Here is a 14,521-nt window from a genome sequence, read left to right on the forward strand (position 1 = left end):
TGCCGACGCCCAGCTTCCGCCCCTGAACACGCCTTTTTCGGAGCCTTCCGTATGTCGATGTCCGACGCCCCTGTCCTGTCCCGCCCCGTGGGCTCGCTGCTGGACCTGATCGGCAAGACGCCCATGGTCGAGGTGACGCGGATCGACACCGGCCCCTGCCGCCTGTTCCTGAAGCTGGAGAGCCAGAACCCCGGTGGGTCGATCAAGGACCGCATCGCCCTGTCGATGATCGAGGCGGCAGAGAAGGCCGGCTGGCTGAAGCCCGGCGGCACCATCGTCGAGGCGACGGCGGGCAACACCGGCTTGGCCCTGACCCTGGTCGGCAAGCAGAAGGGCTATAACGTCCTGCTGGTCATTCCCGACAAGATGTCCAAGGAGAAGATCCAGCACCTGCGCGCCATGGGCGCCGACGTGCGTCTGACCCGCTCGGACGTGCCGCACGGCCACCCGGAATACTACACCGACATGGCCGAGCGCCTGGCCCAGCAGATCCCCGGCGGCTACTTCGTCAACCAGTTCGCCAACGACGCCAACACCGCCGCCCACTTCAAGACGACTGGTCCTGAAATCTGGGCGCAGATGGACGGCGACATCGACGCCTTCGTCGCCGGCATCGGCTCGGGCGGGACGATCACGGGCAACGCCCAGTACTTCAAGTCGCAGGGCTCGGACGTCAGGATCATCCTGGCCGATCCGGTCGGTTCGGCCCTGGCGGGTCTGGTCAACGAGGGCGTAGCGGGTCCCGACGGCAGCTATGCGGTCGAAGGCATCGGTCAGAACTTCATGCCCGACACGGCCGACGCCGACCTGATCGACGTGGCCTATTCCATCCCCGACAGCGAGGCGATCGCCACTGTGCGCGAGTTGCTGCTGAAGGAAGGCATCCTGGCGGGGTCGTCGTCGGGCACCTTGATCGCCACCGCCCTGCGCTGGTGCCGCGAACAGACCGAGCCGAAGCGGGTCGTCACCTTCGTCTGCGACACGGGCGCCAAGTATCTGTCCAAGGTCTATAACGACGCCTGGCTGGCCGATCAGGGCCTGACCCAGCGCGAGCTGCACGGCGACCTGTCGGACCTGATCACGCGCAAATACGCCAACGGCGACGTGGTGGTGATCGGTCCCGACGACACCCTGGACACCGCCTTCAAGCGGATGAAAGGGGACGGCGTGTCGCAACTGCCGGTCATTCAGGACGGCCGCCTGGTCGGCATTCTGGACGAGAGCGACATCGTCCACATCATGAACACCGACGAGATCACCCGCAAAGAGCGCTTCGCCAAGCCGGTGTCCTCGGCCATGACGCGCGATCTGGACACCCTGCAGGTCAGCGAGACGCTGGACGCCCTGATCCCGATCTTTGATCGCGACCGCGTGGCTATTGTTCTGGACGGCGAGACCTTCGTCGGTCTGATCGCCCGCACCGACCTGATCAACCACCTCAGCCTGAACCGGTAAGACCATGGCCGACCTGAAGAACAGCCAGGGTTTCTCGACCCGCGCCATCCACGCCGGCCAGAAGCCCGACCCGACGACGGGCGCGGTGATGACGCCGATCTACGCCACCTCGACCTACGCCCAGGAAAGCCCGGGCGTGAACAAGGGCTATGAATACGCCCGCGGCAAGAACCCGACGCGCGAGGCCTTCGAGGCCTGCATCGCCGATCTGGAGGGCGGGGTTCAGGCCTTCGGCTTCGGCTCGGGCATGGCGGCGACCTCGACGGCGCTGGAGCTGCTGGACGCCGGGTCGCACATCGTCACCGGCGACGACCTGTACGGCGGCTCGTGGCGGCTGTTCGAGCGGGTGCGTCGTCGGTCGATGGGGCTGGACTTCAGCTATATCGACCTGACGGACCTCAAGGCCGTCGAGGCGGCGATCACCGACAAGACGCAGATGCTGTGGGTCGAGACCCCCACCAACCCGCTGATGAAGCTGGCCGACATCGAGGCCTTGTCCAGGATCGCCAAGGCCCACAAGCTGATCCTAGTGGTCGACAACACCTTCGCCACGCCGTGGAGCCAGCAGCCGCTGGCGCTCGGCGCCGACGTGGTCATGCACTCGGCGACCAAGTATCTGAACGGCCACTCCGACATTGTCGGCGGGGTTCTGGTCGCCAAGGACGCCGAGATGGCGGCCCAGCTGAAGTTTCTGCAGAACTCCATCGGCGGCGTCATGGGGCCGTTCGACGCCTTCCTGGCTAATCGGGGTCTGAAGACCCTGGGCCTGCGCATGAAGGCGCACAATGAGAACGCCATGGCCGTGGCCCGCTGGCTGGAAGACCGGGCGGGGGTGGCCAAGGTCATCTATCCGGGCCTGATCAGCCACCCCCAGCACGAACTGGCCGCGCGTCAGATGAACGGCCGCTTCGGCGGCATGGTCACGGTGCTGATCGACGGCGACCTGGAGCGCACCCGGCGGGTGTTGGAGCGGGTGCAGGTCTTCACCCTGGCGGAGTCCCTGGGCGGCGTCGAAAGCTTGGTGAACCACCCGGCCATCATGACCCACGCCAGCGTGCCGAAAGAGGTGCGCGAGGCGGGCGGCGTCACCGACAACCTGATCCGCCTGTCGGTCGGGGTCGAGGACATCGACGACCTGATCGCCGATCTGGATCAGGCGTTGTCCTGATCGAAAACGAAAAAGGGGCGCTCCGGCTGACCGGAGCGCCCCTTCGATTTCTTCGCCTGGGCCAGAGCCCTGACGAGGCCGAAATCAGCCTTCGGTCTTCAGTTGACCGGCCGATTCCTTGCCCGAGCGACGGTCGCGCTCGATTTCGTACGAGACCTTCTGGTTCTCGTCGAGGCCACGCAGGCCGGCTTGCTCGACGGCCGAGATGTGGACGAAGACGTCCTTGCCGCCGTCATCCGGTTGGATGAAGCCGTAGCCCTTGGTGGAGTTGAACCATTTCACAGTGCCGGTAGCCATTTTCAGGACCTCCGCTAGTCGTTGACCTCAGGGAAGAGCCCCCTTGGCCTGTCGGGTCTGAATGGATCGGCCTAGTCCTCGGTGCGCAGAGCAAAGAGTCAGCAGCGTTACGCAGAGAGATCGACGGCGATAAGATGGACGGCAATCGTGTCCAGCGCAAGACCCCTTGGCCTCAGGCGTCTTCCTGGGCGGCCGGGGCGTCGGGGCCGCCGGCGAAGTTTTCCTGGCAGAGCTTGCGCAGGGCGGCGGTCACCGTGCCGCCGTAGAGGCTGTCCTGAATGCGGTCGTAGCCTTCGCTCTGAAGGGCCTGCTTGACCTCGCCTACTGTGCGACAGGCGCCGCTTTCAGCCAGTTGATACGCACGTTCCAGGGTAGTGGGGCGGAAAGTCATGACCCTAACCTAAGGACTTTCCGCCGATTGGCTACCGCTGATCGGTCACAAGATCAGAACGAGAAGTTGATCCCGGCCACCAGGGCGCCCTTGTACTGTTCGCCCGGAACGTCGGCGTCGGTGTCATGCCAGCGCAGGTCCAGCTCGACCTTGGGCGTCAGGGCGTAGGCGCCGCCGACGTTCCAGCCGGTGTAGTCGATGCTGTTGTCCTGCTCGCGACGGCCGACCTCGGCCGAGACGTTCAGCTTGTTAGTGAAGTCCCAGCCGCCACGCAGGGCGACCCAGGTCCAGGCCTCGGTCGAGCCGGTGCCGTCGGGCGAGTGCTGCAGCCGCAGACGGGCGCTGGCCGGGCCGATCGAGCGCTTCATGTCGGCGGTGAACTCCCAGGCATCGTCGTCATAGCCGGGGTTGGCGTCGAAGCGATACTTGTGAGCGACGTTCAGGTCGAAGTCGAAGCCGGCGAACTCGGGGCGGACGCCCGCCACCAGCTCGGACTCCAGCTTGGAGCCGCCGCCGTCGATGGTCTCCAGCCCGCCCGAACCGTAGAAGAGGCCGCTGGCGCTCTCCCATTCGGCGACGCCGTAGACGAAGGGATCGCCGTCGGACTTGGACGCCGCCTTGGAACGGTTGTCGGTCGCGGCGCCGGCCGAGAAGGACCATTTGCCCCCACTCAGATCAGCATCCTGGGCATGGGCGCCGGAGGCCAGCAGGACCAGGGGAGCGGCGGCGAGAAGGGCGGCGTTCGTCAGGGTGCGGAGCATGAAAAGCCTCGTGAAGCGACAGGGCCGCTCCTAGAGGCGCTTCTTGTCGAATTTATCACAGGCCTGTGAAAACTCGTCCGCCAACCGCGCCACAAGCTGAGCCGTAGTGGGGCTGTCGTGGATCGAGCCGGAACCTTGCCCCGCCGACCAGATGGTCTTCCACGCCTTGGCCTCCTCGCCCATGTCCAGCTTGTGTTCGGGCAGGGACTTCGGGTCGATCTTGTTCTCAACCAGCGAGGGGGTCAGGAAGTTGGCCGGGATGCCCGAGACGGCGGGCGTATAGGTGATGTCGGCCGAGCCTGAGGCGACGATCAGGTCCTTGTAGTGGGGCTGGGCCGCGCTTTCGGCCGTGGCGATGAAGCGGGTGCCCATATAGGCGAAGTCGGCGCCCATCATCAGGGCGGCGGCCACGTCCTGACCCGTCGACAGGCAGCCCGCCAGGATGATGGTCCCGTCATAGAAGCTGCGGACCTCGTTGATCAGGGCGAAGGGGTTCACGACGCCCGCGTGGCCGCCCGCGCCGTTGGCGACCAGGATCAGGCCGTCGACCCCGGCCTCGGCGGCTTTACGCGCATGACGGACGTTGGCGATGTCGTGGAAGACCACGCCGCCATAGCCGTGGACCGCGTCCACCACGTCGCGCACGGCGCCGAGCGAGGTGATGATCAGCGGCACCTTTTCCTCGACCGAGACCATCATGTCGGCCATCAGGCGCGGATTGGTCGGGTGGACGATGTGGTTGACGCCGAAGGGCGCGGCGTCGGGCTTCAAGCGCGACTTGATCTCTTGCAGCCACTCCCGATAGCCCTCGGTCGTGCGCTGGTTCAGCGAGGGAAAGGTGCCGATCACGCCCGCATTGCAGGCCTCGACCACCAGATCCGGCCCGGACACCAGGAACATGGGCGAGGCGATGACCGGCAGCTTCAGGCCGGACTGCAGGGAAGCGGGAATGGCCACGGGTTGTTTCCTGGAATGGTTTCTGCGGGTTGTTTTAAGGGACGCTAACCGGGCGCCGCCGGGGAAGGCAATCACGCTTTCCTCCCCATGAAATGGGGAGGGGGACCGCGTAGCGGTGGAGGGGTTGCTTGGCTTCAACCCGCCCCTCCGTCACGACGCCTTCGGCGCCGCGCCACCTCCCCATGACATGGGGAGGAGAAAACAGAGTCCAATTCGTCTGAATCGTCTGAAATCCCCCTCAGGCTCATCCGTCCGCGACCCGCATCCTACCACGGCGGGGAGGGGCGCCAGGTCGATTGTGGAAATCCCCGCGCGGCGGCAGGATTTTCTTTGGCGGGCCAAGCGCCTAAATGGCGGGCATGACGCACTATACCGACAGCCTGTCCCAGCTCGGCGCCCAGACCGCCGCCCCGACCAACCCGGAAGAGGCGGTGCTGGAACGCGTGCCCAATCCGCACGCCGACACGCTCTATGTGGCGCGCTTCACCGCGCCCGAGTTCACCAGCCTGTGCCCGGTCACGGGCCAGCCCGACTTCGCCCACATCGTCATCGACTATGTGCCGGGCGACTGGCTGGTCGAGAGCAAGAGCCTGAAGCTGTACCTGACCAGCTTCCGCAACCACGGCGCCTTCCACGAGGACTGCACCGTCGCCATCGGCAAGCGCCTGGCCGACCTGCTGCAACCGAAATGGCTGCGCATCGGCGGCTACTGGTACCCGCGCGGCGGCATCCCCATCGACGTCTTCTGGCAGACCGGCGCGCCCATCGAAGGCGTCTGGCTGCCGGATCAAGGCGTCGCGACCTATCGTGGACGGGGGTGAGGGGGGGCGACCAACCTTTATTATGCTAGCAAGTCGTCGATATCGACATTCGCTTTCTTGCTGTCTTTGATCTCCCTTAGGAGCTCTACGAATGCCAAAGAGTATTTGTGAGTCGTGCTGGTCTGGCCCGTCTTAATTGCAACATGGTATTCGCCATCGGTCGCTTTGATGTCGTACCCTACTTTTTTGTTCGCCTCAGGAATGAGTTTATTCGCCCCATTCCAGCCTTTGAACCCTAAAAGATTTCCAACTTGGGTTAGAACATAAGGGTGGTTGAGGTTGGGATTTTCAGATTTTCCTATCCCTAAGACCATCGCTAGCTCTTCAGGATTGTCGTTCAAATTTTCTATGTGCTTATAGTTTATTTTTAAGTTGTTCTGTGGTGCATCGACGCGAACGATATTTACAACGCGGGCAGCGAGTTGCCTTAGAACTTTGCTATTTACAGGGTATGGGGAGGCGTAATCATTTAGAGCTTTGAATACCCACGAGAGATCGGACGTAACGATTGTTTTGATTCTTAGTGGCGGTAGACTTCCGTCGCCGACTGGAATGGCATGCTCTTCTTTAAGTGATTTTAGCTTCGATACGTCCTCTACCCATTCAATGTAGCATACATTGTCGAGTGATCCGCCTCTGTCTTTTAAGGCCTCGCCTAGGTCGGATATTATGCTGTTTACGTTGGTGTCGCCTAATCCGTATCCAAATATGAACACTGGATATTCGGCAAAATACGTCATCATTTTTGCGGAGATGTAGCGACGCTTCTTGGAAAATCTAGCGTAATCTTGTTCGGTTAGGACTAGTGATGATGGATCGCTAGTGGTTCCGTGTATTTTGTAAAGCTCTCCCATGATATTCATGGACATTGGAATTATTTTTTCTCCAACCACGAGTTCGTAGTCAGGGAAGAGCTTGTCTATCAGCGGATCGAAATTGGTGGTGATGATAGCGTGAGGGGATACGCTCTTTAGAAGGGCTGCCTCGTCGTTTTGATCTAAATCATCGACAGAATTTTGATAAGAATCGGAAAGAATATCTGACGCTAATTTCTTGATAAATATTTCTTTTTCAAAATCTTTTGTGAAATATTCGGATGGGAAGCTATTCTTTCCTGAGGCCCATGCCCACGCATGAACTTCGTCTGCGAGCAGCGTTCCAAGTTGTATCGGTTCGTTGTCCGCTTTCTGAGAAAGAAATGTGAATTTATCTTCTGGTATGCCTGCTTTATCTGCAATTGCGGCGAGCAGTTCCATCCAGCTTGGAGCGCCGATCAAGCGGCGGCTTACTCCTGATCCGAGGAACAATACGGGGCGGCAAGCAGTCCCCTGCAGCATCGCCTCGATGAACTCGAGGTTTTTCGTTTGGTATTGTTCGTAGTCGTCCGCGCTAACCATTTAACGAATCTCATGTTTTGATTCCGCACATTACCCTATTTCGGCTTCCACATGCTGCTTCCCTCTGATGTGCCATCTCTGATGAGTTGCGAGCGATGGGGAGCTATCGGTTCCAACGAAGGGATTCCTTTCCCGGTACGGTATGCTTCTCGCCCATGACCCCATCCCCCCGTCTCCCGCTCGAAGCCTGGGGCCGTCGTTTGATGACCCGCGCCGAGGCGTGGGCGGATCGGGGGCGGTGGCGGGGGTATGCCTATGAGTTCCTGTGGTTCGGGCTGAAGCAGGGGTGGGCCTGTCTGTTCGGCGGGGCCATGCTGGTGCTGCTGGTCGGGACGCATCTGCTGTGGCCGGATGCGGCGCCGGTGTCGCGCTATGACTTTCTGGTGGTCGGGGCCCTGGCCATTCAGGGGCTGATGCTGGCCTTCAGGCTGGAGAGCTGGGAGGAGGCGCGGGTCATCTTCCTGTTCCACATCGCCGGGACGATCATGGAGCTGTTCAAGACCTATCACGGGTCATGGATCTATCCCGAGGAGTCGCTGCTGCGGATCGGGGCGGTGCCGCTGTTCTCGGGCTTCATGTATGCGGCGGTCGGCAGCTACATCGCGCGGGTGCAGCGCATCTTCCATATCCGGGTGCGGGGGTATCCGCCGCTGTGGGCGACCTGGGTGCTGGCGGCGGCCATCTATGTCAACTTCTTCGCCCATCACTGGCTGCCGGACGTGCGGATCGCGCTGTTCATCGCGACGGCGCTGCTGTTCGGGCGGGGCTGGTTCTACTTCACGGCGGACCGGCGGCGGCGGTCGATGCCGCTGCTGCTGGGCTATTTCCTGGTGGCCCTGTTCATCTGGTTCGCGGAGAACCTGGGGACCTTCGCGCGGGCCTGGGTCTATCCGGGGCAGGCGGACGGCTGGGAGATGGTCAGCCTGAACAAGCTGGGGGCGTGGTTCCTGCTGATGATCATTTCGGTGGTGCTGGTGTCGCTGGTGCACCGGCCGGAGGAGGAGGGGCGCTGATCTCCTCTTCCGTCATCCTCCGGCGAGCGTAGCGAGACCGGGGGACCCAGTGGCGCCGAAGGCGATCTTTGAGGCAGGCGTTGCGCGTGGAGTTTTCGCCCTGACGGGCGCCGCTGGGTCCCCCGGTCAGCGCCGCTGCGCGGCTTGCCGGAGGATGACGGAAGAGAGGGCGTTACGCCCTACGCTCGACCTTGTGCGCCATGTTGGGGCGGGGGCGCTCCAGCGGGGCTTCGGTCAGGGTTCCGATGTGGATGAAGCCGGCGATGGTCTCGCCGTCCTGAACGCCGAACAGGGCGACGGCGGCGGGGTCGTAGGCATACCAGTCGGTGATCCAGCTGGCCGAATAGCCCAGGGCGTCGGCGGCGTGTTCCAGGTTCATGCAGACGGCGCCGGCGGACAGCTGCTGCTCCCAGACCGGGACCTTGTGGCCCTGAACGGGGGTCGAGACGACCATGACGGTCAGGGGCGGATTGGCCAGCTTGGCCAGGACGGCCAGGTCCTTGTCGACGCGGTTCTGGCTTTCGGCCAGGGCGGCGAGGGCTCCGGACAGGTCGGCGCGGCTCTGCGGGCCCAGGACGACGAAACGCCAGGGGAAGAGCTTGCCGTGGTCGGGGGTGCGGGCGCCGAGGTGCAGGATCTGCTCGATCTCGGCCTCGGACGGGCCGGGGGCGGCCAGAAGCTGGGCCGAGGCCGAGCGGCGGACGGCCAGACGGGCCAGGGCTTCGTCCGAACGGACGGGCAGGGGCAGGGCGGCGTTGAGATCGGTCATGCCGTCTAGCTAGGATTTCGCGACGCCTGGCGCCATAGCGGAGGCATGCACGATATTCCCGACATCAAGCCGCGCTGGGCGGAGCAACTGCCCGAACCGCCCAAATGGGTCAGTCACGGCGACAGCGTCCTGATCGACACGCCGTGGATGCAGGTGACGCGGCACCCAGCGACGGCGCCGACGGGCGCGCCGGCCGACTATCAGGTGGTGCGGCCGAAGAATGTGGGGACGGGGGTTCTGCCTCTGCATGAGGACGGGACGGTGACCTTGGTGGGGCAGCACCGTTTCGCCCTGATGCGTTATTCCTGGGAAATGCCCGAGGGCGGGGCGCCGATGGACGAGGACCCCTTTGACGCCGTGCGCCGCGAACTGGCGGAGGAGGCGGGGCTGGCGGCGGAATGCTGGCGCGCGGCCCTGGATCTGGACCTGTCGAACTCGATCACCGACGAGCGCGCCATGACCTGGGTGGCCTGGGGGCTGAGCGCGGTTCCGGTCGATCCGGACCCGACCGAGGTGATCGTGGCGGCGCGCGTCCCCTTCCGCGACCTGCTGGCCGAGATCGAGCGCGGGGCCGTGCGCGACGGGCTGACGGTGGCGACGGCCTACAAGGCCTACCATATGGCGCGCGAAGGCGAACTGCCCGCCGCGCTGGCGCAGGCCATGCTGGGAGCGTAGGATCGCGTGACGGAAACGGGAGGCCCGATGGCCAAGCTGGAAATCGTGCCGCAAGAACCGGACCTGTGGGCGCAGCTGCGCGCCGCAGCCGAGGAGGCCGCGCGCGAGGAGCCGAGGCTGGCCTCGCAGCTGAACGCCGTGGTGCTGGCGCATGACGATCTGGCCGGGGCGCTGAGCTTCCAGATCGCGCGCAAGCTGGGCGACGCCGAGCTGGGGGCCATGTCGCTGCGCGAGGTGGCCCTGTCGGCCTTCGCGGCCGATCCCGGCATCCTGACGGCGGCCGAAGCCGACCTGAAGGCGGTGCAGGACCGCGACCCGGCGATCCGGTCGCTGTTGCAGCCCTTCATGTATTTCAAGGGCTTCCAGGCCTTGCAGGCGTGGCGCGTGGCGCATTGGCTGTGGGGGCAGGGGCGCGACACGCTGGCGTTTCATTTCCAGAGCCGGATTTCGGAGCTGTTCCAGCTGGACATCCATCCGGCGGCGCGGATCGGATCGGGCGTTTTCGTCGACCACGGCACCGGCATCGTTATCGGCGAAACGGCGGTGGTGGGCGACGAGGTATCCATGCTGCACGCCGTGACCCTGGGCGGGACCGGGGCCGAGCGGGGCGACCGTCACCCCAAGATCGGGCGTGGCGTCCTGCTGGGCGCTGGGGCCAAGGTGCTGGGCAATATCGTGGTCGGGGACTACGCCAAGGTGGCGTCCGGTTCCGTGGTGCTGAAGCCGGTGCCGGCGGGCTGCACCGTGGCCGGGGTGCCGGCGCGGGTCGTGGCCTGTCCGACCGACGCGGCGCCCGCGCGGACCATGGACCATACCCTGGCCGACATCGCCTATGATTACGTGATCTGATCCTGCCGCCTGTGGACGCCCGATACGCGGGCTTCCCATGAGGGGGCGTGTTCTCTAGGTTCCGCCGTCAACGACACCAACGAGGCTACCCCCGTGAAAGAATCCGATCTGAAGCGCGTCGAGACGCACCTGAAGCGCACCTTCAACCACGGCGGCATCAAGGTGAAGGCCCGCAAGGTCGCCGACTCCGCCGAAGTCTATGTCGATGACGAGTTCATCGGCGTGGTGTTCGAGGACGAGGACGAGGCCGGCTCGTTCATGTTCGAGATGGCGATCCTGGCCGAAGACCTGCCGCAGGACTAAGCCGCGCCTTCAGGGCTTTCTCCGGAAAGCGCGCACGAAAAAGGCCGGAGGGGCGAACCCTCCGGCCTTTTGTCGTTTCAGGCGATCACCAGCCGAACAGACGGGCGAAGAAGCCCTTCTTCTTTTCGGGCTGAGGCGCGGCGGCGGCGGGCGCCGGTTGCGGAGCCGCAGCCGCCGGAGCGGAGGCGGGCTTGGGCGCTTCGACCGGCTTGGGCGCCGGGGCGGCGGCGACCGGCGCGGGCGCAGGGGCCGGAGCCGCAACCGGAGCGGCGGCGACGGCGGGCTTGGGCGCCTCGACCGGCTTGGCGGCGGGTTTCGGAGCAGCGGCGGCCTTGGGGGCTGCAGCCTTCTTCGGGACGGCGGGCTTGGCGGCGGCCTTCGGAGCGGCGGCTTTCGCAGCGGGCTTGGCGGCGGCCTTGGGCGCAGCGGCCTTTGCAGCCGGAGCCTTTGCAGCGGGCGCCTTGGCGGCGGCGGGTTTCGCGGCGGCCTTGGGCGCAGCCTTTGCGGCCGGCTTGGCGGCGGCCTTCGGAGCAGCCTTGGGCGCGGCGGCCTTCACGGCCGGCTTGGCGGCGGCGGCGGCCTTGGGCGCGGCGGTTTTCGGCGCGGCCTTCGGTTTTGCAGCGGCCTTGGGCGCCGCAGCGCTCGACTTTGCCGCCGGTTTCGGCTTGGAAGCGGCAGGCGCCGCTTTCGGTGCAGCAGATTTCGACTCAGACGGTGCTTTAGCCATGGATACCCCGACCCCTAGATGGACACGGGCATTCCGTACGCCCGCACGCGTTGCGATTCGTCATAATAACGGTGTTTGAGAAATGTCCGAGTCCGCAGTTCAAGTGATCGCACGCGGCGACCGCGCCCCGGCCGAAGCCGCCGCCGAAGCGATCGACGCCAATCCCCTGCTGGAAAACGCGACCTATTCCATTCTGGAAGAGGATGAGGACAAGGGTGTCTGGCGTATCGACGCCTTCCCCACGACCGACGAGGAAGCCGAGGGCATCGCAGAGATCCTGCGCGCGACGCCGGGTCTGGAGGTGATCGTCGAGAAGCTGGCCGACGCGGACTGGCTGGCGATGAGCCTGTCGGGCCTGCCGCCGGTCGAGGCCGGGCGCTTCTTCGTCTATGGCGCGCATGATCAGGGCAAGATTCCCGAGGGGCGGGTCAATCTGAAGATCGACGCGGGCGCCGCCTTCGGCACCGGCCACCACGGCACCACGGTCGGCTGCCTGGAGGCCTTCGACAATCTGCTGGCGACCGAGACCTTCGAGAAGGTGCTGGACGTGGGCTGCGGCACGGGCGTGCTGGCCATCGCGGCGGCCAAGACAGGTTCGCCTATCGCCGTCGGCACCGACATCGACGAGCCGTCGGCCCGCATCGCCAACGAGAACGCGCAGATCAATGACGCGAAGTGCGAGTTCTATTTCGCCGACGGCCTGAGCGATGCGCGCATCGCCCAGCATGCGCCCTATGATCTGGTCTTCGCCAACATCCTGGCGGCGCCCCTGGTGTTTCTGGCGCCCGAGATCGCCGCGGCGCTGAAGTCGGGCGGGGTCGCCATCCTGTCGGGCCTGCTGCGGACGCAGGAGGAGCGGATTCTGGAAGCCTATCTGCCGCTGGGCTTCGTGGTGGAGCAGACGATCCATCATGACGCCTGGAGCGCGCTGCAACTGCGGAAGAAGTAGGGGCGAATTCCCTTCTCCCCTTGCGGGAGAAGGTGGCTCGCGAAGCGAGACGGATGAGGGGGTGCTGGACATCGAAGTCTGGCAACCCCTTTTGCGTTGAGAAACCCCTCATCCGCCCCTCCGGGGCGCCTTCTCCCGCAAGGGGAGAAGGGTATAAGAGCCCTCATGCGCCAGACATTCGACGAAACCACTGATCCGTCCTTCGGGGCCAGACACCTGCCTCTGCTTCGCGCCGAAATGGCCAAGCAGGGCCTGGACGGTCTGCTGGTCCCGCATGAGGACGAGCATCAGAACGAATACCTGCCCGACGCCAGCGAGCGTCTGGCCTGGGTCAGCGGCTTCACCGGCTCGGCCGGGGCGGGCGTGGTGCTGAAGGACAGGGCGGCGGTCTTCATCGACGGCCGCTATACGGTTCAGGCCAAGGCCCAGACGGACGAGGCCCTGTTCGAGCGCCAGCCGCTGAACAAGCTGGCCGCCTGGCTGGAAGACGTGAGCGCCGGTTCGATCATGGGCTATGATCCGCGCCTGCACAGCCCTGACGCGCTGGCGACCTTGCGCGCGGCCGTCGAAAAGGCCGGGGCGACGCTGAAGGCGGTCGAGGCCAATCCGATCGATCTGGCCTGGGGCGACGCCCGCCCGGCCCAGCCGCAGGCGCCGGTGGTCCCGCACGAAGACCGCTATTCCGGCGAGGACGCCGCGTCCAAGCGCGCCCGCATCGGCAAGGCCATCGCGGACGCCGGGGCCGAGGCCGCCGTGCTGACGGCGCCGTCGTCGCTGGCCTGGCTGTTCAACATTCGCGGCGGCGACGTGATCCGCACGCCGCTGCCGCTGGGACAGGCGGTGGTGAAAGCGGACGGCACGGCCAGCGTCTTCCTGGATCCCGTCAAGGTGACGAACGAACTGCCCGGCTGGCTGGGCGACGCCGTGACGCTGGAGGCGCCCGAGGCGCTGCCCGGCGCGCTGGACGCCCTGTCAGGACGCAAGGTGATGATCGACCCGTCCGTGTCCTCGGCCTGGTATTTCGACCGGCTGGAAGCAGCGGGCGCAAGCATCGTTCGCGGCATGGACCCCTGCGCTCTGCCGCGCGCCCGGAAGAACGAGGTCGAGATCGAGGGCAGCCGTCGGGCGCACATTCGCGACGGCGCGGCCCTGACGCGGTTCCTGCACTGGGTTGATACCGTGGCGCAGAAGACCTTGCCGGACGAGCGGGCGGTGGTCGAGGCGCTGGAGGGCTTCCGCGAGGCGACCGGCATGTTGAAGGACCTGTCCTTCGACACCATCGCCGGGGTCGGGCCGAACGGCGCCCTGCCGCACTACAAGCCGGTCGGGGCCAAGATCCGGCCGATGGAGGCGGGTTCGCTGCTGCTGGTGGACGGCGGCGGCCAGTATCTGGACGGGACCACGGACGTGACCCGCACCATGGCCATCGGCGAGGGCACGGCCGACCAGCGCCGGATGTTCACCCTGGTCCTGAAGGGCCATATCGCCATGGCGGTGATCCGCTTCCCCGCCGGCACCAGCGGGCGCCAGCTGGACGCCATTGCGCGCCAGCCGCTGTGGAACGCAGGCTTCGACTTCGACCATGGCACGGGCCACGGCGTGGGCTCCTATCTGGGCGTCCATGAGGGGCCGCAGCGCATCGCCGGCTGGGGCACGGACCAGCCGCTGCTGACCGGCATGATCCTGTCGAACGAGCCGGGTTATTACCGCGAGGGCGAGTGGGGCATCCGCATCGAGACGCTGCAGGTCGTCACGGCCCCGGCGCAGGTTCCGGGCGGCGAGCGGCCGATGCACGGGTTCGAGCAACTGACCCTGGCGCCGCTGGATCGCCGTCTGATCGATGTGGCGCTGCTGACGGCGGACGAGCGGGCCTATGTCGACGCCTATCACGCCGAGGTTCTGGCCAAGGTCGGGCCTCTGCTGGCCGAGGGCGTGCAGAAGGACGAGGCGGCGCTGGAATGGCTGAAGGCGCAGACGGCGCCGCTGTAA

Annotated in this window: 16 protein-coding genes; 9 read left to right on the top strand and 7 right to left on the bottom strand. The window is 65.3% G+C overall.

The window, feature by feature from the left end:
- Window positions 1-51 precede the first annotated feature (51 nt).
- Both ACZ5XO_RS06200 and ACZ5XO_RS06205 read left to right on the top strand, forming a co-directional pair.
- The gene (locus ACZ5XO_RS06200) at window positions 52-1,455 is read left to right on the top strand and encodes a pyridoxal-phosphate dependent enzyme (RefSeq protein WP_464164400.1); all 1,404 of its coding nucleotides are present in this window, start codon (window positions 52-54) and stop codon (window positions 1,453-1,455) included.
- 4 nt (window positions 1,456-1,459) lie between these two features.
- Entirely contained in the window at window positions 1,460-2,623 is a 1,164-nt protein-coding gene (locus tag ACZ5XO_RS06205) for a cystathionine gamma-synthase (RefSeq protein WP_464164401.1), read from the top strand.
- An 84-nt stretch (window positions 2,624-2,707) separates the two neighbouring features.
- Here ACZ5XO_RS06205 and ACZ5XO_RS06210 read toward each other — a convergent pair whose 3' ends face one another.
- The 4 genes from ACZ5XO_RS06210 to ACZ5XO_RS06225 all read right to left on the bottom strand — a co-directional run bounded on the left by ACZ5XO_RS06210 (window position 2,708) and on the right by ACZ5XO_RS06225 (window position 5,029).
- On the bottom strand, window positions 2,708-2,920 hold the full coding sequence (locus ACZ5XO_RS06210) for a cold-shock protein (protein ID WP_003164457.1): 213 nt from the start codon (window positions 2,918-2,920) through the stop codon (window positions 2,708-2,710).
- A gap of 172 nt (window positions 2,921-3,092) precedes the next feature.
- Window positions 3,093-3,311, bottom strand: coding sequence for a hypothetical protein (locus ACZ5XO_RS06215; protein WP_207826548.1), 219 nt, complete (start codon window positions 3,309-3,311; stop codon window positions 3,093-3,095).
- Window positions 3,312-3,364: 53 nt separating this feature from the next.
- Window positions 3,365-4,072, bottom strand: coding sequence for a TorF family putative porin (locus tag ACZ5XO_RS06220; RefSeq protein ID WP_464164402.1), 708 nt, complete (start codon window positions 4,070-4,072; stop codon window positions 3,365-3,367).
- Window positions 4,073-4,102: 30 nt separating this feature from the next.
- Entirely contained in the window at window positions 4,103-5,029 is a 927-nt protein-coding gene (locus ACZ5XO_RS06225) for an NAD(P)H-dependent flavin oxidoreductase (protein WP_464164403.1), read from the bottom strand.
- A gap of 359 nt (window positions 5,030-5,388) precedes the next feature.
- Here ACZ5XO_RS06225 and queF point away from each other — a divergent pair, with 359 nt between their 5' ends.
- Window positions 5,389-5,850, top strand: a complete 462-nt coding sequence (gene queF, locus ACZ5XO_RS06230) for a preQ(1) synthase (protein WP_207826552.1) — start codon at window positions 5,389-5,391, stop codon at window positions 5,848-5,850.
- A 20-nt stretch (window positions 5,851-5,870) separates the two neighbouring features.
- Here queF and ACZ5XO_RS06235 read toward each other — a convergent pair whose 3' ends face one another.
- Window positions 5,871-7,247: an SIR2 family protein gene (locus ACZ5XO_RS06235; protein ID WP_464164404.1), complete on the bottom strand. Its 1,377-nt coding sequence runs from the start codon at window positions 7,245-7,247 to the stop codon at window positions 5,871-5,873.
- 155 nt (window positions 7,248-7,402) lie between these two features.
- Here ACZ5XO_RS06235 and ACZ5XO_RS06240 point away from each other — a divergent pair, with 155 nt between their 5' ends.
- Window positions 7,403-8,260 carry a DUF817 domain-containing protein gene (locus ACZ5XO_RS06240; RefSeq protein ID WP_464164405.1) on the top strand — a complete coding sequence of 286 codons (858 nt, stop codon included), beginning with the start codon at window positions 7,403-7,405 and terminating at the stop codon, window positions 8,258-8,260.
- A 172-nt stretch (window positions 8,261-8,432) separates the two neighbouring features.
- On the opposite strand, the gene ACZ5XO_RS06245 is transcribed toward ACZ5XO_RS06240, so the two are convergent.
- Complete coding sequence (locus ACZ5XO_RS06245; RefSeq protein WP_464164406.1) at window positions 8,433-9,029, bottom strand: nitroreductase family protein; 597 nt, start codon at window positions 9,027-9,029, stop codon at window positions 8,433-8,435.
- Between the two features lie 45 nt (window positions 9,030-9,074).
- Here ACZ5XO_RS06245 and ACZ5XO_RS06250 point away from each other — a divergent pair, with 45 nt between their 5' ends.
- The 3 genes from ACZ5XO_RS06250 to ACZ5XO_RS06260 all read left to right on the top strand — a co-directional run bounded on the left by ACZ5XO_RS06250 (window position 9,075) and on the right by ACZ5XO_RS06260 (window position 10,856).
- Window positions 9,075-9,704: an NUDIX domain-containing protein gene (locus ACZ5XO_RS06250; RefSeq protein ID WP_464164407.1), complete on the top strand. Its 630-nt coding sequence runs from the start codon at window positions 9,075-9,077 to the stop codon at window positions 9,702-9,704.
- A 27-nt stretch (window positions 9,705-9,731) separates the two neighbouring features.
- Entirely contained in the window at window positions 9,732-10,553 is an 822-nt protein-coding gene (gene cysE / locus ACZ5XO_RS06255; RefSeq protein WP_464164408.1) for a serine O-acetyltransferase, read from the top strand.
- A 93-nt stretch (window positions 10,554-10,646) separates the two neighbouring features.
- Window positions 10,647-10,856, top strand: a complete 210-nt coding sequence (locus tag ACZ5XO_RS06260; protein WP_105564438.1) for a DUF3126 family protein — start codon at window positions 10,647-10,649, stop codon at window positions 10,854-10,856.
- 85 nt (window positions 10,857-10,941) lie between these two features.
- Here the strand turns inward: ACZ5XO_RS06260 and ACZ5XO_RS06265 are convergent, their stop codons facing one another.
- Window positions 10,942-11,583: a hypothetical protein gene (locus ACZ5XO_RS06265; RefSeq protein WP_464164409.1), complete on the bottom strand. Its 642-nt coding sequence runs from the start codon at window positions 11,581-11,583 to the stop codon at window positions 10,942-10,944.
- Between the two features lie 82 nt (window positions 11,584-11,665).
- Between ACZ5XO_RS06265 and ACZ5XO_RS06270 the strand changes: the two genes are divergently transcribed.
- Together ACZ5XO_RS06270 and ACZ5XO_RS06275 are read left to right on the top strand one after the other, a co-directional pair.
- Window positions 11,666-12,532 carry a 50S ribosomal protein L11 methyltransferase gene (locus ACZ5XO_RS06270; RefSeq protein WP_464164410.1) on the top strand — a complete coding sequence of 289 codons (867 nt, stop codon included), beginning with the start codon at window positions 11,666-11,668 and terminating at the stop codon, window positions 12,530-12,532.
- A gap of 165 nt (window positions 12,533-12,697) precedes the next feature.
- Complete coding sequence (locus tag ACZ5XO_RS06275) at window positions 12,698-14,521, top strand: aminopeptidase P family protein (protein ID WP_464164411.1); 1,824 nt, start codon at window positions 12,698-12,700, stop codon at window positions 14,519-14,521.

Source organism: Brevundimonas sp. T2-11 (genome assembly GCF_055397675.1).

Excerpts from the sequence above, each read along its gene's own strand:
- ACZ5XO_RS06240 (WP_464164405.1), top strand. The coding sequence starts at position 7,403 with ATGACCCCATCCCCCCGTCTCCCGCTCGAAGCCTGGGGCCGTCGTTTG.
- ACZ5XO_RS06220 (WP_464164402.1), bottom strand. The coding sequence starts at position 4,072 with ATGCTCCGCACCCTGACGAACGCCGCCCTTCTCGCCGCCGCTCCCCTG.
- ACZ5XO_RS06200 (WP_464164400.1), top strand. The coding sequence starts at position 52 with ATGTCGATGTCCGACGCCCCTGTCCTGTCCCGCCCCGTGGGCTCGCTG.
- ACZ5XO_RS06205 (WP_464164401.1), top strand. The coding sequence starts at position 1,460 with ATGGCCGACCTGAAGAACAGCCAGGGTTTCTCGACCCGCGCCATCCAC.
- ACZ5XO_RS06245 (WP_464164406.1), bottom strand. The coding sequence starts at position 9,029 with ATGACCGATCTCAACGCCGCCCTGCCCCTGCCCGTCCGTTCGGACGAA.
- ACZ5XO_RS06250 (WP_464164407.1), top strand. The coding sequence starts at position 9,075 with ATGCACGATATTCCCGACATCAAGCCGCGCTGGGCGGAGCAACTGCCC.
- ACZ5XO_RS06275 (WP_464164411.1), top strand. The coding sequence starts at position 12,698 with ATGCGCCAGACATTCGACGAAACCACTGATCCGTCCTTCGGGGCCAGA.
- ACZ5XO_RS06265 (WP_464164409.1), bottom strand. The coding sequence starts at position 11,583 with ATGGCTAAAGCACCGTCTGAGTCGAAATCTGCTGCACCGAAAGCGGCG.
- ACZ5XO_RS06210 (WP_003164457.1), bottom strand. The coding sequence starts at position 2,920 with ATGGCTACCGGCACTGTGAAATGGTTCAACTCCACCAAGGGCTACGGC.
- ACZ5XO_RS06235 (WP_464164404.1), bottom strand. The coding sequence starts at position 7,247 with ATGGTTAGCGCGGACGACTACGAACAATACCAAACGAAAAACCTCGAG.
- ACZ5XO_RS06270 (WP_464164410.1), top strand. The coding sequence starts at position 11,666 with ATGTCCGAGTCCGCAGTTCAAGTGATCGCACGCGGCGACCGCGCCCCG.
- ACZ5XO_RS06215 (WP_207826548.1), bottom strand. The coding sequence starts at position 3,311 with ATGACTTTCCGCCCCACTACCCTGGAACGTGCGTATCAACTGGCTGAA.
- cysE (WP_464164408.1), top strand. The coding sequence starts at position 9,732 with ATGGCCAAGCTGGAAATCGTGCCGCAAGAACCGGACCTGTGGGCGCAG.
- queF (WP_207826552.1), top strand. The coding sequence starts at position 5,389 with ATGACGCACTATACCGACAGCCTGTCCCAGCTCGGCGCCCAGACCGCC.